The sequence below is a fragment of the Virgisporangium aurantiacum genome, from assembly GCF_016863635.1.
Lineage (GTDB): Bacteria > Actinomycetota > Actinomycetes > Mycobacteriales > Micromonosporaceae > Virgisporangium > Virgisporangium aurantiacum.
Window position 1 is genome coordinate 1 of record NZ_BOPG01000135.1, and the last position, 22,594, is coordinate 22,594.

The 22,594-nt window shown below is 70.8% G+C and carries 19 protein-coding genes; 7 read left to right on the top strand and 12 right to left on the bottom strand.

Features of this window, described 5'->3' with window-relative positions:
- Positions 1-942: 942 nt before the first annotated feature.
- The 4 genes from Vau01_RS61760 to Vau01_RS61775 all read right to left on the bottom strand — a co-directional run bounded on the left by Vau01_RS61760 (position 943) and on the right by Vau01_RS61775 (position 5,746).
- Positions 943-1,464, bottom strand: coding sequence for a recombinase family protein (locus Vau01_RS61760; protein ID WP_275424071.1), 522 nt, complete (start codon positions 1,462-1,464; stop codon positions 943-945).
- Between the two features lie 97 nt (positions 1,465-1,561).
- Complete coding sequence (locus tag Vau01_RS61765) at positions 1,562-1,957, bottom strand: hypothetical protein (protein WP_204014601.1); 396 nt, start codon at positions 1,955-1,957, stop codon at positions 1,562-1,564.
- A 697-nt stretch (positions 1,958-2,654) separates the two neighbouring features.
- Positions 2,655-5,156, bottom strand: a complete 2,502-nt coding sequence (locus Vau01_RS61770) for a response regulator (protein ID WP_204014604.1) — start codon at positions 5,154-5,156, stop codon at positions 2,655-2,657.
- 167 nt (positions 5,157-5,323) lie between these two features.
- Positions 5,324-5,746 (bottom strand): hypothetical protein, encoded by a 423-nt coding sequence (locus tag Vau01_RS61775; protein WP_204014607.1) that lies wholly within the window; start codon positions 5,744-5,746, stop codon positions 5,324-5,326.
- 134 nt (positions 5,747-5,880) lie between these two features.
- Between Vau01_RS61775 and Vau01_RS61780 the strand changes: the two genes are divergently transcribed.
- The gene (locus tag Vau01_RS61780) at positions 5,881-8,688 is read left to right on the top strand and encodes a helix-turn-helix transcriptional regulator (protein WP_204014610.1); all 2,808 of its coding nucleotides are present in this window, start codon (positions 5,881-5,883) and stop codon (positions 8,686-8,688) included.
- A 17-nt stretch (positions 8,689-8,705) separates the two neighbouring features.
- On the opposite strand, the gene Vau01_RS61785 is transcribed toward Vau01_RS61780, so the two are convergent.
- Positions 8,706-9,410, bottom strand: a complete 705-nt coding sequence (locus Vau01_RS61785; RefSeq protein WP_204014612.1) for an AbfB domain-containing protein — start codon at positions 9,408-9,410, stop codon at positions 8,706-8,708.
- Between the two features lie 395 nt (positions 9,411-9,805).
- On the opposite strand from Vau01_RS61785, the gene Vau01_RS61790 reads away from it, so the two are divergent.
- Positions 9,806-12,301, top strand: a complete 2,496-nt coding sequence (locus Vau01_RS61790) for a LuxR C-terminal-related transcriptional regulator (protein WP_204014614.1) — start codon at positions 9,806-9,808, stop codon at positions 12,299-12,301.
- Here the strand turns inward: Vau01_RS61790 and Vau01_RS61795 are convergent.
- The 6 genes from Vau01_RS61795 to Vau01_RS61820 all read right to left on the bottom strand — a co-directional run bounded on the left by Vau01_RS61795 (position 12,229) and on the right by Vau01_RS61820 (position 16,385).
- On the bottom strand, positions 12,229-12,816 hold the full coding sequence (locus tag Vau01_RS61795; RefSeq protein WP_204014616.1) for a hypothetical protein: 588 nt from the start codon (positions 12,814-12,816) through the stop codon (positions 12,229-12,231). The genes Vau01_RS61790 and Vau01_RS61795 overlap by 73 nt on opposite strands.
- Before the next feature lie 35 nt (positions 12,817-12,851).
- Positions 12,852-13,079, bottom strand: coding sequence for a hypothetical protein (locus Vau01_RS61800; RefSeq protein WP_204014618.1), 228 nt, complete (start codon positions 13,077-13,079; stop codon positions 12,852-12,854).
- A gap of 64 nt (positions 13,080-13,143) precedes the next feature.
- Positions 13,144-13,941: a TRM11 family SAM-dependent methyltransferase gene (locus Vau01_RS61805; protein ID WP_204014620.1), complete on the bottom strand. Its 798-nt coding sequence runs from the start codon at positions 13,939-13,941 to the stop codon at positions 13,144-13,146.
- Positions 13,934-14,488 carry a hypothetical protein gene (locus Vau01_RS61810; protein WP_204014623.1) on the bottom strand — a complete coding sequence of 185 codons (555 nt, stop codon included), beginning with the start codon at positions 14,486-14,488 and terminating at the stop codon, positions 13,934-13,936. Before Vau01_RS61810 ends, Vau01_RS61805 begins: the two co-directional genes overlap by 8 nt.
- Positions 14,489-14,819: 331 nt before the next feature.
- Positions 14,820-15,323 (bottom strand): hypothetical protein, encoded by a 504-nt coding sequence (locus Vau01_RS61815; protein WP_204014626.1) that lies wholly within the window; start codon positions 15,321-15,323, stop codon positions 14,820-14,822.
- 114 nt (positions 15,324-15,437) lie between these two features.
- The gene (locus Vau01_RS61820) at positions 15,438-16,385 is read right to left on the bottom strand and encodes a PQQ-binding-like beta-propeller repeat protein (RefSeq protein WP_204014629.1); all 948 of its coding nucleotides are present in this window, start codon (positions 16,383-16,385) and stop codon (positions 15,438-15,440) included.
- A 110-nt stretch (positions 16,386-16,495) separates the two neighbouring features.
- Here Vau01_RS61820 and Vau01_RS61825 point away from each other — a divergent pair, with 110 nt between their 5' ends.
- The 3 genes from Vau01_RS61825 to Vau01_RS61835 all read left to right on the top strand — a co-directional run bounded on the left by Vau01_RS61825 (position 16,496) and on the right by Vau01_RS61835 (position 19,090).
- Positions 16,496-17,248, top strand: a complete 753-nt coding sequence (locus Vau01_RS61825) for a hypothetical protein (protein ID WP_204014631.1) — start codon at positions 16,496-16,498, stop codon at positions 17,246-17,248.
- A 176-nt stretch (positions 17,249-17,424) separates the two neighbouring features.
- Positions 17,425-17,694 (top strand): pilin, encoded by a 270-nt coding sequence (locus Vau01_RS61830; RefSeq protein ID WP_204014634.1) that lies wholly within the window; start codon positions 17,425-17,427, stop codon positions 17,692-17,694.
- 1 nt (position 17,695) lies between these two features.
- Positions 17,696-19,090: a TrbL/VirB6 family protein gene (locus Vau01_RS61835; RefSeq protein WP_204014637.1), complete on the top strand. Its 1,395-nt coding sequence runs from the start codon at positions 17,696-17,698 to the stop codon at positions 19,088-19,090.
- A gap of 75 nt (positions 19,091-19,165) precedes the next feature.
- Here the strand turns inward: Vau01_RS61835 and Vau01_RS61840 are convergent, their stop codons facing one another.
- On the bottom strand, positions 19,166-19,897 hold the full coding sequence (locus Vau01_RS61840) for a DUF6193 family natural product biosynthesis protein (RefSeq protein WP_204014640.1): 732 nt from the start codon (positions 19,895-19,897) through the stop codon (positions 19,166-19,168).
- A 39-nt stretch (positions 19,898-19,936) separates the two neighbouring features.
- Here Vau01_RS61840 and Vau01_RS61845 point away from each other — a divergent pair, with 39 nt between their 5' ends.
- On the top strand, positions 19,937-20,881 hold the full coding sequence (locus Vau01_RS61845) for a PrgI family protein (protein WP_204014642.1): 945 nt from the start codon (positions 19,937-19,939) through the stop codon (positions 20,879-20,881).
- The coding region (locus tag Vau01_RS61850) for a VirB4 family type IV secretion system protein (RefSeq protein ID WP_204014645.1) at positions 20,878-22,594 on the top strand (1,717 nt) is incomplete at its 3' end. The genes Vau01_RS61845 and Vau01_RS61850, both read left to right, overlap by 4 nt.

Sequence of the window (22,594 nt, forward strand, 5' to 3'; positions counted from 1 at the left end):
GCCCGGCGAACGCATCGTCGGCAAGTACCGTAAGCGTCTGCGCGTTGCACTTCCCCACCCATTCCAACGCACGGGGCGAGTCCACGTCCTCCAGCCACAGGTACGGGTCGTCGGCATCCTCGTCCGGCATAGCCACCTCCACTCGGCCACCGCTGTCGGCGCACCGCACCGTCCATTCTCAACATCGGCACCACGCTGGTGATGACCCGCCCGATGCCGAACGTGTCGATGCCCGCGCGATCTGGAGCCAGCCGGTCGACCGGGCCAACCTAGATCATCACGAGGTGACTCGGTGTCGTCGCCGGTCATGAGGGCCCGGGCTAGACAAGTCCCATCGATCCAGACCAGAAGCATTTCGCGTTCCGGGACCACTCCACGAGTCGTCCATGCCGAAGGGCCGCAGCTCAGCTACGGCGCACGGTAGTCGCGGCGAAGCCAGGCATCTCCCTTATCGAGCGGCGGTTACTCCTCAGCGTCGGCGAACAAGGGCTGTCGCTGGCGGCTCAGGTTCGCCGCATGCAGCTCGTGGTGGGCGCGCTGGACGCATATGCAAAGATTTGCGAAATTCTTCATGGGAGGAATCCGGATCCGGTCCCGTCCCTTGAGCACCTGGACACCTGGACGGCCACGGCTGACGCACTCGACGCGGACCTCTACCCGTCAGAGCAGCCGATGCCAGTCGCCGAGCAGCACTCGCTGCTACGCGCGACTGCGACACGTCAAGGACCCCGCCCGCGGATCTTGCTGAATCCTGGGAGGCCGCCAAGCTCGCACAAGCATCTCGGGTGGGGGTCTCTGTTTCAGCGACGGACTCAGGCTTGTGGTCGGCCGGCCAGTGATGGTGATCGCGTTCCTGTCGCAGACCACGGTCAGATAGTTGGCCCGCAGGTAGGCCGCCATGTCACCGGCGTCGGCACCAAAGTCTCCGATCGGACCTGCGGCCTACAGTCCGATGGTGGCGACGAGCACGTCCTCCCGGAGGTAGATCGGCTTCGGCCCGGCGGCCGACGCTGGTCCTGCCCTGGTACTTCCGTGCCGGCACCGATACCCCGGACGCCCGTGTACCCAGTGTGCGTCGAAGCGCCGTCCGCACAGGCGACAGATCACCAACCCGGTGAGCGCGTACCGATGGTCAGCCGGGGCCGGCACAGCACTGACGGACTGCGCGCCGACAAAGTCGACCTCGCTGATCAGCGGCTCATGAGCGACGCTGGCCGAGGTCACCCACTTGTCCTTCGGATTCCACCGCCGCACCGATCCACGACTGGTGCGCCTATCCCCCGGCTCGGTCTCGTTGTGATCGGTACGCTGCCGATTCCACACCTGCCGACCGGTGTACCGGGAGTTGGCCAGCATCTCCGCCACCGTTCGTAACGTCCACGCCTCACCTGTACGGTGGCTGTTCCGGACGCGGTCATGCACGGACGGCGGCGGCACGCCGAGGACATTGAGACTCCGGGCGATGCTCTACCACAGCCTCAGCTGTCGATCTCGGCCGGTCGCGATCCCAGGGTTCCGGCGGGGCGCGATGCCAGCTCGGCGATCAGTGCAGACGGATGCGTCAGCGCAAAGGCACGTTTGGCGTAGAAGGCGGCGTACGCGCGGACGTTGCTGTCGGGGTTCCATCGCCGTGGACGAACGGCGCGGCGGAACTCTTGGGCCACGATGGCGTTGACCGCCCCGAGGTACCGCTCGACGTACTCGTGTGGTACCAAGCCAGCCGATTGAGCTGCTCGTTCTCCAACGCGGGATCGTTGAGGTCGCGTAACGCGGTGGCGAGCAGGCCGAGGTGGATGCTGCCCCTACAGTGCGAACAAGGTATGCGGGCTTTATCGATTTCGGCTGCATAGTCGACCGCGCTCAGCTCTTCGACGCCGCCGCAGCCGCAACGCATGCGGTAGTTGTCGGTAAAACAGACCGGCCGGTCGACCAGGTCCGGCATCAGCACCGCGGTCACGAACTGAACACCGCTCCTCCTTGCCAAACTGGTTCTGGCCGTCGACAGCGCCATGTCACGGCGAGGATCTTTCCGTGCGCGGCCCCACGACGACACCCACAGTAGCCAGCGACGGAGCGCTATCGGCTCTCGGCCGCTCGCCGATGATCGACGCGGGGACTAGAGATTCCGCGGACCGCACGGGAACATGGATTTGCGCTCAGGCCGGTGAGCAGCGCTTACCTGCCGAACCGGCGATTGGCGATCTGTGACATGCCCTGCTCGGGCACCAACCCACACCTCGTCGACATGCGGCCCTCGCGAGCCCCTCCCTCAGGCCACAACGAGATCCGCCGAGAGCACCGAACTGGGTTGGAGAATGGTTCGTGTTGAGCCTCGGACACAACTCTTTCCTTAGGGCGCAGCGGATCGATCTCCGCCTGCGCCGTTGGTGTTTCGTGATGCCAGGTGAGGCGCAGGCCGAGTTGACAGCAAACCTCGGCCTTGTCGGCCGGGTCTGCTCGAGCGAGCACCGACAGGAGGTCGCCGACTTGGTCGGCCCAGACGCTGATCTCATCAGGGCTCATGCGTGGCCTGGTCGGGCTGGCCTTCGTGCTGCGGTCGTCGCGGCCGGGTCCCAGGCTCCGGGAGCGCACCACCGGGCCGAGATCGGCCAACGAGCATCCAGATGGTCGACGGCCCTCGATGATCGGTGGGGTCAGCGTGTGATCGAGCTGAGTTCGGTGATGCGGTGTATCCAGTCCTGGAGGTCGGCTGGTGTCTGGCCGCCTTTGGTGATGATGGCGAGGGTCTTGCCGGACAGCCGGTTGCGGTCGTTCTGGGTCAGGTCGTGGGAGGTCAGGACGAGGACCGGCACGTTGCGGGTGGCGGGGTCGTCGTGAAGCGCCGCGATGACGGTGAAGCCGTCGATGCCGGGCATGAGCAGGTCACAGATGATCAGGTCGAAGGTGTGGGCGCGGGCCAGGCGGAGCCCGTCGGTCCCGTTGGCGGCGTCGACCACCTGGACGCCCTGGCGCTGCAACGTCTGCGTGACGACCGCGAGCGTCGCGGGGTCGTCGTCGATGACCAGAACGTTGATGGTGTGACCGTCCAGCGGCGGGACGACGCTGTGGTGGACCAGCCATCCCAGCAGCGCATCGTGCTGGACCGGCTTGACGAGGTAGTCGACGGCGCCGAGTGCCACGCCGACCTGCTGGTCGTCGTCGATGTTGATGACGGCGACGGGGATGTGCCGCAGTTGCGGGTCGTCCTTGAGCTGCTGCAACACCAGGCGTCCGTCGGGGCCGGGAAGGGTGAGGTTGAGGAGGACGAGGTCCGGTTGGCAGGAGCGGGCCGCGGCCAGCCCGTCCTCGCCGGTGGCGGCAACGGTCACGAGGTACCCGGCGCGTTCGAGGCGGGTGCGGAGCAGCAGCGACGCCGCGGTGTCGTCCTCGATGACCAGGATCCCTCCGCAGGGATACGCGGTGGCGGCCGGATCGGATGGGGCTCCGGGCTCGGCATGGGGTATGGCCGGCAGGGTGAGGGTGAAGCGGGCGCCGTGACCGGGTTCGGACTCCAGGGTGAGATCCCCGCCGTGTGCCTGTGCCAGGCGCCGCGCGAGCGGCAGACCCAGGCCGGTGCCGCCCTTGCGCAGGTTGACGTCGCCGACCTGGGCGAATTCGGTGAAGACGCGGGCCTGGTCAGCCAGGCTGATGCCCGGCCCGGTGTCGGTGACCGACACGTGGATCTGGGCGCCGGCCCGGTGTGCGTTGATGAAGATCTGTCCGCCGTTCGGGGTGAACTTGATGGCGTTGGACAGCAGGTTGTTGAGGATCTGCCGGAACCGGACCCGGTCGGTCGGAATGGTCAGCGGCGGGACGGTTGTCGTCACCGCCAGGTTCCGGTCGCTCAGGAGGGGGCCGAGTGCGGCGACGGCCTCGTCGATGGCGGTGCTGAGGTCGAGCGGTTCGGGGAACAGTTCGATGTGGCCGGCTTCGACCTTCGACAGGTCCAGCACGTCGTTGATGAGCACGAGCAGGTGCCTGCCTCCGTTGCGGATGTGATCGATCCAGTCGCTCGGCACGGTGCGGTTGCCCCCGTCGGCCGGTTCGTCGGCCATCAGTTCGCTGAATCCGAGGATGGCATTGAGCGGAGTGCGCAGTTCGTGACTCATGTTGGCCAGAAACTCCGACTTCTGGCGGGACGCGTCGCGAGCGTCGTCGCGAGCGAGCGCGAGGTGGGCCTCGGCCCGCCACTGGCGGCGCTGCGTCCGGAGCAGCAGGAAGATCCCGGCGCAGACCATGACACCCAGCGGACCCCCGATCGCGAGGACGGTGGTCCGGATCGCGGTGGCTCCCGCGTACGCCTGGTCTCGTGGCACGGCCGCGAACACCGTCCAGCGGAGGGGAAGGGCCTGTTGCCGTAGCGCCAGCAGTTCCTCGCCACCGTTGTCGACGTCGACGAGCCGGCCCGCCGCAACCTCGGCGACGGAATCGATGGGCGCGCTGGCCACCGGAAGCAATGCCCTGGGGCGACCGCCGGGTGCGGCCACCAGCCGGCCCTTCTGGTCCGCGATCCACAGATCCACGCCCTGCACCGCGGCGACGTCGTCGACGATCTCCTGCACCTCGCCGAGTTCGACGGTGGCGGCAAGCACCCCGAGCGGCGGTCCGAGGGCCTGCCCGCCCGTGGCTGGGGCACGGACATACGTCGCGATGGACACCACGAACGGGTGTGCCTGTACCGCCGACACGAACGCTTCCGAGACGTAGGTCCCGCCCGTGGCGACGACGCCCTTGAAGTAGTCCCGGCTGCTGAAATCCTTGCCACGCAGCTCCGGCGCGCCCGGTATTCCGCGCAGAATGCCGTCAAGGTCGAGCAGGCCCGACGTCGTCCGCCCCTGGCGGTACTCCTGCAGAGCCTGGATTTGCTGGTCGATCTCTGCCTGGTCGAACCGGGCCGGGTCGCCGTCCGCGAGTGCCTGAACCAGCCGCGGCCGCTTCGCGGCGCCTTCGATCAGGGAAACGATCGATCCGACCTGCTGCGCGATCAACGCGCTCGACAACGAGGTCGTCAGTCGCAGCCGGGCCTCGACCTCATGGCGCACCGCCGCCTCGGACTTCGTCAGCGTCAGGGTCGCCAGGACGACAAGTGGCACAAGAGCGCCCACCACCGCCAGCGCACCCACCTGGATCGCCCGACGGGTCAGCGCTCCATTCATCCCCGCTCGCCCCGGCCCGTGACCGGCCCTCGGATCCCCTCGCCGAGAAAGTCTCACCTCAACAACATAGGGCTATCATCACAATTGCGAATAAAAAGGACGGATACCCGACGTTGACCGGGCTCAGGTGCTGGTTGCACAGATGCGCACGCCTGTGACCCGAGGTGTCAGACGGACGTGACGCACGACGGCACGGCCTTCAGCGCGGGCAGGAGCAGCGGCCCGACGTCCAGTTCGATGTAGAAACCGCCGCAGCTGCGAGGGAGCTGATCGGCCTGCGCGACGAGCTGGTTGCCCTGCACGCTTCGGTAGATCGAGAACATCGCCAGCGCCAGTCGGGTCCGCGGGTTGCCGCGGCCGCTCCTCGTTCCCGCCGGCATGGGCACGTCGCCGTTGAGGATCGGTCGGATGTACGGATAGTTCGTCCACGACACGTACAACCGGCCGTCGAGCTCGCAGACCTGGTTCGCGGCCGCGTACCCGCACCGCGACGCGGTGGAGTGCCAGGCCGCCTGACCGAGCGCGGCGACGCCCCACGTCAGCACATAGAAAATGGCTATTGCCCCGACGACGAGCCGGACGGTACGCATGGTTCCTCCGGTGACTCTGCGTGTGTGGCACCGACCGTATGGGCGTCCTGTGCCCGGAGGAATCGGAAGGACTTCGCATCTTTGACCTCGGACCTCCGAACGGCGCACTGACACGCTGGTACCGGACGGCCACAATGGGTGCTGCCATCGAGGAGGAGCGGTTGATCGATCTTGTCGGGCGGGACGCGGAGCTCGAGCGACTGCACGCGTTCGTGGCCGGATCCGGCGCCGGTCCGTCGGTGTTGACGATCGAGGGCGAGCCGGGCGCCGGCAAGACCGCCTTGTTCGATGCGGCGGTGACGAGGGCCGCCCAGGAGGGGCTGCGGGTGTCGGCGTTGCGCTGCACGGCGGCAGAGTCCGGTCTCGGCTACACCGGGCTGGCCGACCTGCTCAGCCCCCGGGCCGTGGATGTGCTGCCCGGGATGGCCACGCCGCTGCGGCGGGTGCTGGAGGTGGTGCTGCTCCGTCGGGAGGTCGGCGAGCAGGCGGTCGAGCCGCAGGCGGTGGGGCGGGCGGTGCTGGAGGCCCTCCGTTCGCTGGCCGGCGAGCGGCCGGTCCTGGTGGCCATCGACGACAGCCAGTGGCTGGACCCGGACTCGGCGCGGGCGTTGACCTTCGCGGTTCGGCGGCTGGCCGGCGTCCCGGTCCGGGTGCTCGTGTCCCGGCGCAGCGGCGACGGGTCGGCACCGCAGGGGCTGGACGTGGCGGGGCCGGAGGTGCCGGCAACCCGGCTGCCGGTCGGCCCGCTGGAACCACGGGCGGTCGAAGCGTTGCTGGAGCGCCGGTTCGCCGAGCCGCTGCCCCGGTCGATCCGTTCACGGATCCTGGCGATCGCGGCCGGCAACCCGCTGTACGCGGTCGAGTTGGCCGCCGCCGTGCGCCGCGACGATCCGACCGATGCCGCCGGGCTGGTCCTGCCGCCGCGGCTGGCGGATCTGTTGGCCGACCGGCTCGGCCGGTTCGCCGAGAACGCCAGGCAGCCGCTGGCGGCGGTGGCGAGCCTGGCCGCCCCGACGGTGGCGCAGGTGGTGGACGCGCTGGGCCCGGACGCCCGGGCCGGCCTGGACCCGGTGTTGGACGCCGGCGTGCTGCACGTGGCCGAGGGCCGGCTGTGGTTCGACCATCCACTCCTCGGGCTCGCCGCGCTGGACCGGTTGACGCCGTCCGAACGCCGCTGGCTGCACGCGCGGCTCGCCACGGTGGTCACCGAGCCACAGGCACGGGCGTGGCACCTGATCGGGACGGCGGACGGGCCCGACGAGGACACCGCGGCCGCCGCCGAGCGCGGCGCCGACGCGGCGCGGGCCAGGGGCGCCCCCGAGGTCGCCGCGGCCCTGGCCGAGGCCGCAGCGCGGTTGACCCCGGCGAGCCGGATCCCGGACCGGTGCCGCCGGTTGGTGGCGGCCGGGTATCACCGCGTCATGTCGGGTGAGATCGGCCGCGGACGGGCACACCTGGCGGCGGCGGTGGATGCCACACCACGCGGTCCGGGCCGCGCCGACCTGATGTGGCGGCTGGGCATGCTCACCCACCTCGACGGCAACCTTGCCGAGGCGGTCCGGCTGGTCGAGGCGGCCCGAGCCGAGGCCGGCGACAACGCGGCGGTCGCCGCCGAGGCGACCCGTCGACTGGCCGGGCTGTACGGCTGGCAGGGCCGCACGGCACAGGCGGTGGACTGCTGGCGGTCGGCGCTGGAGTGGGCCCGCGCCAGCGGCGACACCCGCGCCGAACTCGAGACGCTCAGTTCCTACGGCATGGCGGCGTTGCTGACCGGTGCGATCGACCCGGTGCAGACGCGCGACCGGATCGACCGGCTGGCCGCGGCGGCAGGCCCGTTCGCGGTGGTGGAGGATCCGGACGGCTACGTGGCGATGGTCTCGCTCATGCTCGGCGACCTCGCCGACGCGACCTGCCGGCTGGAGCGGCTGCGCCGCCGGGCCATCGACGCCGGCGACGAACTGGGCCAGGCCGGCGCGGCGGTGCTGCTGCTCCAGGTCGACCTGATCACCGGTCGATGGGACCGGGCGGCGCGGCTTGCCGACGAGGTGGTGCGTTTTGTCCGTGGCTGTTCCGCACTACCGGCGTTCGGGTTCGACCGGTACGCGGTGGCCCTCGTCGAAGCGCACCGCGGCAACGTCGGGCCGGCCCGCATGGCCGCCACCGAGATGCTCGACCTCGCCAAGGCACGCGGCACCGCGCCGATGCTGTTGCAGGCCCGGTCCGTACTCGGCTTCGCCGAACTCGTCGGTGGCGACCCTCGCGCGGCGCACGCGCACTGCGGCGCGGTCCTCGACAGCCTGCGCGCCGACGGCATCCGCGAATCCGGCTGGGTGCACCTCGCGTGGTACGACGTCGATGCGCTGGTGGCGTTGGGCGAACTGGACCGCGCCGAGGAACTGGTCGCCGAACTCGCCACGCACGGCAGGGCCGGGCGACCGCTGGCCCGTGCGGTCGCCGCCCGCGGCCGGGGACTGGTGCTGGCCGCCCGCGGCGACACCACGGGGGCGCGGGCCGCGTTGGACGACGCGTTGGCCGAACACGCCGACCTCGACTGGCCGCTGGAGCGGGGCCGCGCCCTGCTGACCCTCGGCACCGTCCTGCGCCGGGGCCGGCACAAACGCACCGCCAGGGAACGACTGCAGCAGGCCCGGGACATCTTCGACCGCCTCGGCGCCCGGTCCTGGTCAGCGGCCGCGACCGGCGAACTGGCGCGCATCGGCGGCCGGGCCCCACGCACCGCCGTATCGACGCCGGCCGCGCTGACCCCGGCCGAACGTCGCGTCGCGCAGGCGGTCGCCGCCGGACACACCAATCAGGAGATCGCCGACCGGCTCTTCCTCAGCGTCAAGACCGTGGCGGCACATCTCACCCGCGTCTACGCCAAACTGGACGTCCGCACCCGCACCGAGCTCGCGATCCGGCTGCGCGACGCGCCGGACTGACGCGCTGTGGGTGCGTGTCAGCCGGACCGCGCCGGTAGCAGTGCGGGGCGGACCGCGAACGTCATCGCGAGGCGGGTCGCGCTGCTCTGGTCGAGCCGGTCGAGGCGGAGTTCGTCGCCCCGATGGCTGAGATAGCGGTCCGGGAAGTTGATCGACCGGAGGGAGATCTGCTGCCCGGCGAGCCCGGTGACGACGCAGAACGTGGCGTCCTGCGCGTACTGCGCGGACCGGTCGTACCGGTTCAGGCGAATCTCGAAGTTCCGGTGCCGCAGGAAGAAGCCCGGGAAGTTCACCGCCTCGAGAGAGAAGCACCGCGGATCGGCCAAGCCCTTGCGGACGGTGAACGACGAGTCGGCTCGGTCGAGCTGGTTGCTGGCGGGTCCGATGAGGTCGGTGCGTCCGACGAAGTTGCGGTGCCGTACCCGGAATCCGGGGCGGCTGACCGGTTCCAACCCGATCCGCGCGCCGACGGTCATTTGCGGGCCCGCGGCCCCCGTGTCGGTGTTGCTTGTTCCCGGGGTACCACGCCAGCTCTCGGCGACGTGGCCGACGAGATCGGGTGGGGGCAGCACGGCGCCGGCCGGAGCGGAGGAGGTACCCGGGCTGGCGGTGGCGCCGGCCCGGGTGTCCGGGTCGGTTCCGCGGCGGGTGTTCGGGGCGCTGTCGGTCCACTGATCCACCGCGGCTCCCACCAGGAGCATGGCGGCAAGCGACACGGCCATGGCGACAAGGGTCCATCGTGGGCCTGACGCGCGGGTCCACCGCGGAACGGACGGCGCGTCGTCCACCTCGGTCGTCGGGAGCGGTCGGACGATCGGCTCGACGTCCGCCGAGCCGCCGGTTGTCTCGCGGCGGTGGATCGTCGTCTCGTGTGACGGCAACCACCGCCCGATCCGGAGGCGGGTTTCGACGAGATCCTCCTGGGACACAGGTCTTCTCCCGCCTTTCGCAGCGCCGGGATCCGCTCTGGTTGATCTACGACAGTGCCGCGCGCAACTTTCTCACGTCCCGACGGCCGGGAGCAAGTACGGCACAAAAGCGTCCTGGCCCTCCTCACGCGTACACGGACGGGTGACGACGGACCGCGGTGCAGGCGGTGCGGAGTAGCGTCAGTTCGGTGGTTCGTCGAGTCGTCCCGGGGAACCTTCCGGCGGAGTTGGCCAGCTTCGTCGGTCGCAGGTCGGAGCTGCGTGAGGTCAGGCAGCTGCTGTCCGGTAGCCGGCTGGTGACGTTGGTCGGTGTCGGCGGAATAGGCAAGACCCGGCTGGCGCTGCGGGCGGCGGCCGAGATGGAACGGGCATTCGCCGACGGCAGCTGGTTCGTCGACCTGGCCGCACTGCGTGATCCCGGACTGCGTAATCCCGGATTGGGCAATCCCGCACCAGGCAGCCAGGAGGTCGAGCATTCGGGTGCGCTGGCGGGCCTGCTCGCCGCCGTGCTCGGGCTCGAGGATCGCGGCGGCGGGCTGTCATTGCGGCAGCTGACCGACTATCTCGCCCAACGGCGGGCCCTGCTCGTGCTGGACAACTGCGAGCATCTCCTGCCAGCGTGCGCGGCCCTGGTGACGGGTTTGCTGCGCACCTGCCCGGCGCTGCGGGTCATGGCCACCAGCCGCGAGCCGCTGGCCGTCTCCGGGGAGGTTGTCTTCGCGGTGGCACCGTTGCCGGCCCCGGCCTCGGGTGGTGGACAGCGCCTCGACGAGATCGGCCGGTACGACGCGGTGGCGTTGTTCACGACGCGGGCGCGGGCCGTCAAGCCGGGCTTCGACCTGACCGCGGGCAACCGGACGGCGATCGCCGAGATCTGTCGCCGCCTCGACGGGCTGCCACTGGCGATCGAGCTTGCCGCGGCCCGGATTCGGATGCTGTCGCCGCAGCAACTGCTCCATCGGCTCGGCGACCGTTTCGCGCTGCTAAGCCAGGGCAGCCGCAGCGCGCCGGCGCGGCAGCGCACCCTGCGGGCGTGCGTCGACTGGTCGTTCGATCTGTGCAGCAAGGCGGAGCAGGTGTTGTGGGCGCGCCTGTCGATCTTTGTCGGCGGGTTCGAACTCGACGCGGTCGAGGGTATCTGTACCGACGAGCTGGTGCCCGCTGACGAGGTGGTGGATCTGCTGGCGGGCCTGGTCGACAAGTCCGTTGTCGTTCGGGACGACGATGGCAACGACGACGGCCACGATGACGAGCAGGCGCGGTACCGCATGCTGGAGACAATTCGCGACTTCGGCGCGGAGAAGCTGGTCGAGGCCGCTGAGCGGGAAGCGTTCCGCCGCCGGCATCGCGCCTGGTACCAGCACCTCGTGGCGCTGGCCAAAGCGGAGTGGATCAGCAGCCGGCAGGCGTACTGGATGGCCAGGCTGAACCGCGAGCACCCCAACCTGCGCGCGGCCGTCGACGATTGCCTGGCCGAACCCGGCCAGGCCCCGGCGGTCCTGGAAATCATGGTGAACCTGCCGGGGCTGTACTGGTGGACCACCGGGATGTTCGGCGAGGGTCGCCGTTGGCTGGACCTCGCTCTGGCACGGGCCACCGCGCCGACCGCCGTGCGGGCGCGGGCGCTGCTGCTCGATGGCCAGATGACGATCGCCCAGAACCAGACCGAGTTGGGCGGGCGCCTGCTGGACGAGGGTGAGGATCTGGCCCGACGGCTGGACGCCACCGCCGAAATCGCCCTGGCCGTGTTCATCCGGGCGCAGTTCCGCCTGTACGACGGGGACCTGCCCGCGGCGATGAAGGCGCTCGAGACGTCGTGCGACATCCTGTCGACCGTGCCGCAACGCGAGTCGGTGGACAGCCTCGAACTGCGGCTCGGCCAGCTGATGATGCTCGGGACGGCGGCCGGGCTGGCCGGTGACCACGACCGGGCCGATGCGTGTTTCCGCGAGGTCCTGGCGATCACGGAGCCACGCGGAGTGAATCACTACCGGTCGTACGCCCTCGGATCGCAGGCGCTGTCGGCGTGGCGGCAGGGACGGATGACCGACGTCGTCGCCCTGGTGGAGGCGATCCTGCGACTCAACCGACTGCCCGGATCAATCGATCGGTACGGCGCCGTCCAAGGCATCGAGATGATGGCCGGCGCCGTCGCCAGCCTGCGGCAGTACCGCCGTGCCGCCACGCTGCTCGGTGCCGCTGACGCGCTGTGGGCCGAAATGGGCGCATCGGTCACCACCTTCAACCATCTCGTCGGCCCGCACGAGACGGCGCGGCGGGAGGCCCGGGCCGGCCTCACCGACTCGACGTTCGCCGAGGCGTTCACCCACGGCCGGGCCATGTCCCACGACGACGCGATCGCCTTCGCCCTCGACGAACACCGACGACCGACGCCACCACCACCCGCGGAGCGGTCGACGCGGCTGACCCGCCGGGAGCGCCAGGTCGCCGATCTCCTCACCCAGGGCCTGTCCAACAAGGAGATCGCCAGCACACTGGTGATCTCGCAGCGGACGGCTGAGAGCCACGTGGAAAACATCCTGGCGAAGCTCGGCTTCGCCAGCCGCAGCCAGGCGGCCGCCTGGGCCGCGTCGCAACAGACCAGCCATCGTCAGTTCGGCGAGAGCGAGCCGGACGACGGACCGAGACCGATGATCACCAGCGGCGACGGGCAGATCGCATAGCCCCGCGGTCCGCCGGGGCCGGGCACCTCTTCCACGGCGATCATGCGGACGAGCGACCCACGCGTCTCCTCCGCCACGTACTCCAGCACGCAGCGCGTGTCGTCGTCCAACCGGTGTACCGCCTCGACAATCAGCAACAGCGGCGTCGATCCGCTCAGCGTCCGCAGCAGGCTCAGCACCGCCGGTCCCAACTCCTCGGCGGAGGGCGCGGACGCGCCCTCCGCCCCGGGCGCCCGGAAGATCGATTCCGCCAGGAGCCGGCGGTGGCCCGGCGGGAGGGCGGCCGCCTCCGTCTCGTCCACCGTGGAGAACAGCGCGGTCAACGTGCCGAGCCGACGCCGCGGATCGGTACGGTCGCGGCGACAGACGAGTACACGCCGACCGTCGACGCGGTCGACCAGAGCGTCGACGACACCACCGTCCAGCGCGGCGTGCGAGCCGAACAACAACACGCTGCCGTTGTACGTCAGCCAGGCACTCGCCACGGCGAGTTGTTCGACAGTCTCCGGATACACCGACACTCTCCAGGTCCGGTCGCGCGTCTCATTGGCTAGCGGTCAGAACGGGGCAGCAGCCGGGCCCGAACCAGCACCTCGCGCTCGGCGACATCGGCACCGGTCCAGCTGAGCTGCACCCCGTGGACCTTGTAGAAGGTGTCGTTGTCGTAGCGGACCGGGTGGGCGTAGTCGACCCGACCGATCCGCAAGGTGAGCTCGCCCCTGCCGTAGCAATAGTCCCGCTCAGCCAATACGACGACGTGGGTGGAGGACTGCGCCATGACTGTCAGCTTGCGGCGTGACCGGCCCGGAAGATATCCGTAGTTATACGGGTGCTGCCACGGATCACGACACATCACGCGACATCAGGATCGCGATGTCGTCGTGCTGGAGCCAACCGACCGGCGTCGCGCGACGGTCGCCGGTGACGGCCGACGACGCGTGTCGCGCGACGAACCGGTCGTCGCGGATGCGGGCGTGGACCGCGCGGCGGCTGTCGATCAGCTCGAGCCCGGCGGCAACAGCGGCGGCAACGACCAAACCTGGCTGATCGACCAGGTGGTGCTCGTGTCGCCAGGGTCGGCTGACGACGACGATGACCCCGCCCGGAGCGAGGAGCGGCACACATCCGGCGAGAGCCGCGGCCATCCCGTCGACGAACGGGACACGGCCACGACCCGCCCGCTGGACGGGCATCGTCGGGGCGAGTGGTGGTGCGGTCAGGACCAGGTTGACCTGTCCCCTCAACTCGATCGGGATACCCGCCGGGAGCCGGGTGGCGTCGCCACGAATGACGCGACCATGCCCCGCGACACCATGGCCACGGGCATGGGCGAGGTTGCTGCGGACAAGGGCGACCCATCCCGGTCCGATCTCTACGCCCAGGGCGTTGCGGCCGGCATGGACGGCTTCGACCAGGGTGGTGCCGGTCCCGGCCAGCGGGTCCAGGACGAGGTCGCCGGGACGGGTGTAGTCCTCGATCAGTGCGGTGGCGAGGTCGGGCGCCATCCGGGCCGGGTGGGCGGCGGACCCGGCGACGTAGCGGCCGCGACGTTGCGCGGCGAGGCTTCGCCGGCCGACGAACATGACCGACAACCGTGGTGGCTGCGACGCGCCGATGGGTGCGTTCCGACGGTCAGCCATGGTCACGCGTCCCGACGGTGAGGACGAGCAGATCGATGTGGATCCTGACGCGCGCCTCGGACTTGATGGCCGGGTCGGTGGGCTCGTCGCCCGGTGGGGTGGTGACGGCGACGATGTGCCGCAGCCAGTCGAGGCCGGCCTGTCGGGCGGCGGGGATGAGCAGCGGGGTGAGGTCGGCGTAGGCGGCGGCACCGGTGGGCAGGGTGGCGAGGGCGACGATGGTGCAACCGGCCGGGACGGTGAGGGTGCGGCAGGCGGTGAACAGGTCGACCGCGGCGGCCGGGTCGTGGCGGATGCGGTGCGTCGTGCGTGGTGGCAGCACGATGAGGCGGACGGTACCGGCGACCGTGTCGAGGTCGGCGAGGTCGGCCGGGTCGTCGACGGCCAGATAGGTGCAGCCCTGCGCGCCGGCGGCACCGGCGAGGGCGGGGTCGTGGCCGAGGGCCACGACGATGTCGCCGGGTCGGGTGTACAGGGCGACGAGGAGACCGGCCAGACCGGGACTGAACTCGTCACCGGTGTCGTCGGTGCGCCACAGGTCTGGCACGTGCCACACCGTGACCGGGATCGGAGGTTCGTCAGCGGGGCTGGTCTCGGGCAAGGCAGGCGTAGGCGGCTCACCGGCCGGACTGTCTGTTGGATTCACGCCAACCCATGGCCCAACCGGCACCCAACTGGCAGCGGACGATCCGAATGTCGCACCCAACTGACCCAACTCGTTGGGTCCACACTCAGCGGTTGGCAACCCAACCGGTTGGGTTGCGGACGGTCGTCGGCGCGGACCGGCGCGCGACCGCTGCGGTCCCGCAACCGGTATCGGCTCGACCGGTACCGGTCCCGTCGCGACCGCGGACGGTTCGGCCGGTCGACAATCCGGGTCAAGACCGGTACCGGCCCGGGACCGGCGGTCCGACCGACCGCACCGCCGGCGCGGCATCGGTTTCACTGCCCGGACCGCCGGTAAGGGCGGTGACGACGTCGTCCCGGTGGTCGGTCCACCAGGTCAGCAGGGCCGACGCCGAACGGAAGAGGTGGTCGCAGGAGTTGGTGTCCTGGTCCCTGCCATGGTTGTCGTGCAGGCGCAGGTGCCACAGGTCGTTGCCGACCCGCACGGCCGCACGGCGACGCCGTCGGCCGGGCGGAGCGCGGCGACCCGGTCCAGCAGCTCGCGCCGCCGGTGCAAGCTCGGCCTCGACGAACCGGTCGAACACGTCCCGGTTCGGTCTCTGCGCGATCACCGCGAGGTACCGGTCGATCCGGGCGGCTGCGGTCGCGGCGTCGGTGACCGGGACGACGTGCCGGTCCGCGGCGGCCGGCACGACCGCGGCGAGGGTGCGGTGCAACCGGACCAGGAATGCGCCGAGTGCCTGGGCGTCGGGCATGCTCTCAGTTCAAGCCCGGCGCGGTGCTCTCCCGCGGCCCAGGGCAGCACCGCGAGGCGGCGCCGTCGATGACCGTCATCCCCAACTCGTACCACGACGCGGGCTGGAGGCCGGTCACCACAACTGCTGCTGGCCGGGCACGGCGTCGACGGGATCGGGCAGCTGCCACAGCCGGATCGCGTCCTCCCGGTGGCCGTGGGTGATCCAGCGACCCCGACCGTCGGTCGCCGCGATGGAGTTGGTCTGCATCGGCAGCCCGTAGTGGAACTCGGCGCACGGGCTCAACGTCGCGGCGGAGAGCAGCACGTGGTCCTCATAGCCGTCGTCGGTGTCGAGGGCGACGAGGACATACCCGTCGCTGACGAACGCGGCTGCCTCCATCAACGGCCGGTCATCGGTCTGCCCGCTGACGACGGGATCGCCCGTCGTCAGGTCCCGGATCGATAGTTCCCCGCCCGCGTGGGGCATGGCCAGGTAGCGGTCGCCGGTGGAGTCGAATCCGGTGAGGAATCCGCCGGGCAGATTGCGGCCGGTGATCCGGCCGTCGGCCAGCCGGGCCAGGTGGCTCAGTGGGGTGTCCTGGCCCATCGCGACGTGAAATCCGAGCCGGCGACCGTCGGGATGAGGCCAGAACTGCGCCGCGCCAACCGACGAATCCAACCCGACCCGGGCGATCTCCTCCCCCGACCCGGCGTCGTAGGCGACCAGTTCGTCGCCGTCGGGCAGATACACCCACAGCACGCCGTGGCTGTCGAGATGGCAGTTCGGCTCGCACGGCAGCCCACCGCGCCGGATGACGAGCTCCCGCCGCCACAACGGCGTGCCCTGCCGGTCGCACACGACAAGCTCGTCCAGGGTGACCGCCGCCAGGTGACGGGTGCTCACGCTGGCCCGCAACGGCAACGCCACCGGCACGTCGATCCGCACCGCACTGCGCAGGTCCGGGCCGAGAACGGTCACCGCCCGTTCGGTGCGATGGTGGACCAGCCAGCCGATCCCGTCGTGGAACGTGATCCAGCCCGCCTCCGCCACGGTGACCTCGCCGATCAGGGTGGGACGCACGACGGCAGCATAGATCCTTCGGCCGGTTGGGCAGGCCGATAGTGGCGGTTGGGCAACTCGTTGGGTTCGTGTGCGCGGATAGGCACATCGTCAACGTTTGGAGTTGCCTCGTGTCTTCTGTGTGGCCGTCCACGCCCCTCGACGCCGTCCAACGCGCGTTTGATCTGCTGGTGTGTCCGCCGGCGCCGCTGGCCTTCGATGGTCGTCCGTTTCCCGCCCTGCCGCCGCGGGTTCTGCCGTTGGACGAGCTGAAGTCCGTCCTGATCGGTGTGCAGACGCCCCGACCGGTGCGCGACGCAGTATGGCGCGAGCTTGTCGTCCGGGCTCGGCGGGACGGGCCGGAGTGGGTCGTCGCGGCGGCCGGTATCGCGTTGCCCGGGTTGCGGCGCATGGCCGGGATGCTCAGCCAGGGCTGGCGCGACGACTCCGCCGACCGCGATGCCGAGCTGCTGTTCGGGTTCGTCGAACACCTGCGGTCGATCGATCTGGCCGAGACCCGCATCGTGGGCAAGCTCATCGACGCGGGCGCGCGCCGCGTGAAGAGGAGCCGCGAGGACGCCGACAGCGTCGACCTGGTGCGGGTGGTCGGCCGGTGGTCGCTCCCGCCGCAGTTCCCCTGGGATCACCCGGACTGGGTCCTCAGCCGAGCTGTCGCCGCCGCCGTCATCGACCCGGACGAGTGCCTGCTGATCTCGGCGACCCGGCTGGACCGGGTCGATCTGCAGGTGGTCACCGACAAGCTCGGCATCAGCCGCGACCTGGCCACCGCGTGGCGGTACAAGGCCGAACTGCGCCTCGCCGAGGCGATCCGCGGCGGCGAACTCGCCTGGGGACAACTCCTTGCCGCCGCTCCGGGCAGCTGACCCGCGGCGCCAGTTGGGTCCGGTTGGGTCCCGTTGGGTGCCGACCGCGCCGCGGCCGCTGAGTTGGGTGCCCAACCGGAGCCCTTGGTGGACAAGGAATCGCCAGCCCTCGGCTCGCGATTCCCGACGTCGCCGGTGCGGCGACGCCCCCACCGAACCGCGAGGTGTGAACACACATGCATCGAACCCCAGTCCATCTGCTGCAAGCGGTCAACGACCTGCCCACAGTCATCGGGAACATGACGACCTGGATCACCGGGATCCTCGCCGCGGTCGCCACCCTGTTCCTGACCATCGGCGGCGCCCGGTACCTGATGGCCGGTGACGACCCGTCCGAGGTCGAACGGGCCAAAGGCGCGCTGAAGTCCGCCGGGATCGGCTACGCGCTGGCGTTGCTGGCCCCGGTCATCCTGACCATCCTCAAGAACATCCTCGGAGTGGCCTGACATGGCCCGCTGGCTCCTGCACGGCTTCCTCGACGAACTCGCCGTCCTCGTCGCCCAGATCATCGGCCTGCTGTGGAAGCTGCTGTCCGCGACCGCGTTCACCACCCCCGACGTCACCACCGTGCCGCAGGTGATGGCGATGGCCAGCAACGCACAAACCCTCGTCGACGTCACCTTCGCGGTGGCGATCCTGACCGCCGGCGCCTTGGTGATGGGCCACGGCACGGTCCAGACCCGGTACGGCGTCGGCGAACTCGCACCCCGACTGGTGATCGGGTTCATCGCCGCGAACTTCGCCATCCCGATCTGCCGCACCCTCATCGACTCCGCCAACGCCATCACCGAGGCGTTGACCGTCGGCGACCTGTCCACCCCGCAAACCGTCGCCCAACTCCAGGACCTGATCGGTGCGGCGCTGGGCGACCAGACCAACGGGCTGCTCGCCCTCATCGCCGCGACCATGCTCGCCGTCCTCACCGCCATGCTGCTGGCGACCTGGCTGATCCGCATCGGCCTGCTCGTCGTCCTGGTCGGGATCGCACCCATCGCGTTGGCCTGCCACGCCACCCCGTTCACCGACCCCGCCGCCCGGCTGTGGTGGCGCGCCGTTCTCGGCACCCTCGCCACGGTCGTGTTGCAGGTTCTGGCCCTGTCGACCACGATGATGATCTTCCTGGACCCGCGGACGAACAATGACGCCCTCGGCGTGCCCCAGGACCCGACCGGCACCATCCGGCTGTTCATCGTCGTCTGCCTGCTCTGGGTCACCATCCGCATCCCCGGCCTGATGCGCCGTTACGTCACCCGCGGCGGCTCCGGCCCGAATGTCGTCGGCATGGTCCTGCGGATGGTCACCATCCAGCGGGTCACCGGACTGCTGCGCCTGCCCGTCACCGGCCGGGCCGCCGCCGGAGCAGCCGGCCGGGCCGCGTCCGCAACAGCCGGTCGGGCCGGCGCTGGGGCCGCTGGCGCCGCGGCGACCCGGCTGCCGCGTCAACTCGGCCCGGCCGGCCCGTCGATGGCCGCCGGCCCGTCGATCGCCCCCGGCCCGGCCGGTGCGGCGCGGCGGACGCTGCCGCCGCCGCGTGGTGCCGGGCAGGGACGCGTGGCGAGGGCGTGGCCCAGTGGCCGCCCGGTGTGGCCGTACACCCGCGAGGAACTCGCCGCCGGCGTCGACCCTTACACCCGCACCGTCCCCCGCCGGACCCCACCACCGGCGCGGCCGGCGTCGTCACGGCCACCGATCCGCGCCAGGGGAACCGCACCGCCGCCATCGCCTGCCGGTCCCCGGCCGGCCATCCCGCCCGGTGTCACACCGGCAACGGCGATGCCACCGACCCGGCCGAAACGCCCACCGATCGCCACCGGCCTTGATCACCTGCGCGGGCACCGATGACAGGACATGACATCCGACAACAACGCCACGAGGTGAGTAGCTGTGTCGAACCCTGACGGCCGAATGATCAACGAATCACGTGCGGTGTGCCTGGGCGGCTGGTACTTCGCCGAGCGCGGTCAGTACCAACGCCACTCCGCCGGCCGGGTCGGCCATCCCGAGTTCGCGGCCGTCTGCGGTCGTGACGAGAAACCGCCCGTCAGACAGCGGCACAACCACCGGGCAGTCGTCGCTGTACGGGGGGCTGACGGTCCAGCTGAAATGCAGTGTCCAATGGCTGGTGTACGGCAGCAACGCCCGCAACCGCGGCTCACCGAATGCATGGCTGATGAACGGGTGCAGGCGGGTCAGCTGCACCGCCCCGGAGCTGTTGGCGTGGTACTGCCGCCACCGGTAGTCGATGGCCTCGCCCTCGCTGCGCTCGTACGCCATGGCGAACCCGCTCGTACTCAGGAACGGCCAGGCCGAGGTCAACGGCCCGACGGCCATGCCGGACTGCCACGCGTGCATCGCGGCGGCCACGGCGGCCAGGTCGTCGGTGTTGCCGTGGGCCATGTGCACACCGCGTGCCCAGAATTGCAGGCAGAACACGCGTTCCTGGGCGCCCATGACGACATCGGCAGCGCGTTCGGCATCGCGGACCTGCGCCGCGACATCCCGCCAGCCGCGCGAGGACAGGCGTTGCACGTGCCCGACCAGACCGGCGGCGTCGAACTGATCCTGCAAGGCGCGCCGCAGGTCACCGGCCCGGGCGACGTCCGGGTAGCAGGTGGAATCCGGCCCGGAACGGCCGCTCTGGTCCGACACGCGCCAATCATGCCTGGCGCCGGCGGTGGGTAGCCACCGATGAACGCCAAGAACAGCTTCGACGACGAGCCATGCGCGGCACGGGTTCCGGCCGATGTCGAGGCGCCCGACCGGATCCTGTGGGGCCTGACCGCCCGGCAGATCGCCATCCTCGCCGCCGCGGCCGCGGTGGTGTATCTGCTGTGGCAGACCATCGGCGTCCGGCTGCCGCTGCCGGTGTTCGCCGTCGCGGTGATCCCCGTCGCCGGTGCGGCTGCGGCGTTGGCCCTCGGTCGCCGCGACGGGCTGTCGCTGGACGCCTGGCTGCTCGCCGCGATCCGGCACCGCCGCGCACCGCGCCGGGCAGTGCCCGCAAACCCTGCTGGGTCGGCCCCGTTCGGACCCGACACGACCGGCCATCCGCTGCCGGCCGTGCTTCGGCTGCCGGCGACGGCGATCGCTGACGACGGCACGATCACCGTGCCGGACGTCGGATCGGTCGCTTTGGTGGCCGCGACGACGGTCAACGTCGGGCTGCGCACCGCGGGTGAGCAGGCGGCGATCGTCGGCGCCTACGGGCGGTGGCTCAACAGCCTCACCGGGCCGGTGCAGATCGTCGTGTCGACCCAGCGGGTCGATCTGGCCAGTCAGGCGATCCGCATCGCCGACGCCGCACCGCATCTGCCGCACCCGGCGCTGTCCGACGCCGCCCTGGACTACGCCGAGTTTCTCGAGCAGGTCGCCGAGCAGCGGGATCCGTTGTGCCGCACCGTGACCGTCGCCTGCACCGCCCCAGCCGGTAGTCGGGGTGAGGCAATGCGGCGGGCCGAGCACACCGGCGCCGCACTGGCCGCGGTTGGGTGCCGGGCCGCCGTCGTGGACGCGGCGACGGCGACCGCGGTCCTCACCGCCGCCGTCGACCCGTTCCAACCGGCCGACGCGAGCTGGCCACGCACCCCACCGCACACCCCGGTCACCGCCGCCTCGTGGGAGGAGCAAGTATGAAACGTCGGGCTGAAGAAGCCGACATCGCCGCCGTGGTCGGACCCGCGTCGGTCGAGTCAACACCGCGGTTCCTGCACATCGGGGACGGCTACACCGCGGTCGTCATCGTCACCGGCTACCCGCCCGAGGTCGGCCTGGGCTGGCCCGACGTGCTGCTGTCGCTGCCCGGCCGGGTCGACTTCGTCGAACACCTCGAACCCGTCCCGGCCGCCACCGCCACGTCCCGGCTGCGCCAACAGCGGGCCCGGCTGGAATCGGTCCGGCGCCTGGACGCTGACCGGGGTCGACTCAACGACCCGGCCACCGAAGACGCCGCCGAAGACGCCGCCGATCTCGCCGACCGGTTGGCCCGCGGTGCGGCCCGCCTGTTCCGCGTCGGGCATTACCTGTGCGTCCACGCGGCGACGGAGGCCGAACTCGCCGAGGCCGTCGCCGACGTGCGGGCCGCGGCCGCGTCGGTCCTGCTGGACACCCAGCCGGCGACGTGGCGGCAACTGCCGGGCTGGTTGTCCACGCTGCCCCTCGGCACCGATCAACTCAGGATGCGGCGGATCTTCGACACCGACGCCCTCGCCACCACCTTCCCCCTCGCCTGCGCCGACCTGCCCGCGCCGCTACCGGGTGAAGGCGTGCCGGCTGGTGGGGTGCTGTTCGGGGTGAACACCGCGTCGGCCGGGGTGGTCTGGTGGGACCGGTGGACGCAGGACAACCACAACTCCGTCATCCTGGCCCGGTCCGGCGCCGGCAAGTCCTACCTGATCAAGCTCGACATCCTGCGCAGCCTCTACGACGGCGTCCACATCGCCGTCATCGACCCCGAAGACGAATACCTGCGCCTGTGCCACGCCGTCGGCGGCACCACCGTCCAACTCGGCGCATCCGGGGTGCGGATCAACCCGCTCGACATCCCACCCGGCGACCGGCGCCCGGACGCGTTGACCCGGCGGGCGCTGTTCCTGCACACCCTCATCGCCGTCCTCCTCGGCCACCAACCCCCACCGGGCGAACGCGCCGCACTCGACAAGGCCATCACCGCCACCTACGCCACCGCCGGCATCAGCAACGACCCCGCCACCTGGACCCGCCCGGCACCGCTGCTCCGCGACCTCGCCACCACCCTCACCGAAGCCGGCGCAGGCGATGCGGCGGCACGCCAGCTCGCGGTCCGGCTCTCGCCCTGGGTCGACGGATCGTTCCGGGACCTGTTCGACGGACCCACCACCGCCCCGCCGCACGGGCACCTCGTCGTCTGGTCCACCCGACAACTCCCCGACGAACTACGCGCCACCGGCATGCTCCTCGCCCTCGACGCCATCTGGCGCGACGTCGACCACCCCGCTGTCGACGTGCGGCGGCTGGTCGTGGTCGACGAGGCGTGGACGCTGCTCAAGGACGGCGAGGGTGCCAAGTTCCTGTACCGGCTGGCCAAAGCCGCCCGCAAACGCCGCGCCGGCGTCGCCGTCATCACCCAGGACGCCGCCGACCTGCTCGGCAGCGACCTCGGCCAAGCAGTGATCGCGAACGCCGCGACCCAGATCCTGATGCGCCAGGCGCCACAGGCCATCGACCGGATCGCCGCCACGTTCAGCCTCACCGCCGGCGAGGCCCGCATGCTCCTCGCTGCCGGCCGCGGCGAAGCCCTCCTCCTCGCCGGCGCCCACCGGGTCGCGTTCCAGACCGTCGCCTCCGCCCGCGAACACCAGCTGGCCGCCA

What these genes read in the sequence shown, in the direction of transcription:
- Vau01_RS61770 (WP_204014604.1), bottom strand. Translation starts at nt 5,156, where the DNA reads ATGAATGGAGCGCTGACCCGTCGGGCGATCCAGGTGGGTGCGCTGGCG.
- Vau01_RS61775 (WP_204014607.1), bottom strand. Translation starts at nt 5,746, where the DNA reads ATGCGTACCGTCCGGCTCGTCGTCGGGGCAATAGCCATTTTCTATGTG.
- Vau01_RS61780 (WP_204014610.1), top strand. Translation starts at nt 5,881, where the DNA reads ATGGGTGCTGCCATCGAGGAGGAGCGGTTGATCGATCTTGTCGGGCGG.
- Vau01_RS61785 (WP_204014612.1), bottom strand. Translation starts at nt 9,410, where the DNA reads ATGGCCGTGTCGCTTGCCGCCATGCTCCTGGTGGGAGCCGCGGTGGAT.
- Vau01_RS61800 (WP_204014618.1), bottom strand. Translation starts at nt 13,079, where the DNA reads ATGGCGCAGTCCTCCACCCACGTCGTCGTATTGGCTGAGCGGGACTAT.
- Vau01_RS61805 (WP_204014620.1), bottom strand. Translation starts at nt 13,941, where the DNA reads ATGGCTGACCGTCGGAACGCACCCATCGGCGCGTCGCAGCCACCACGG.
- Vau01_RS61815 (WP_204014626.1), bottom strand. Translation starts at nt 15,323, where the DNA reads ATGCCCGACGCCCAGGCACTCGGCGCATTCCTGGTCCGGTTGCACCGC.
- Vau01_RS61830 (WP_204014634.1), top strand. Translation starts at nt 17,425, where the DNA reads ATGCATCGAACCCCAGTCCATCTGCTGCAAGCGGTCAACGACCTGCCC.
- Vau01_RS61835 (WP_204014637.1), top strand. Translation starts at nt 17,696, where the DNA reads ATGGCCCGCTGGCTCCTGCACGGCTTCCTCGACGAACTCGCCGTCCTC.
- Vau01_RS61845 (WP_204014642.1), top strand. Translation starts at nt 19,937, where the DNA reads ATGAACGCCAAGAACAGCTTCGACGACGAGCCATGCGCGGCACGGGTT.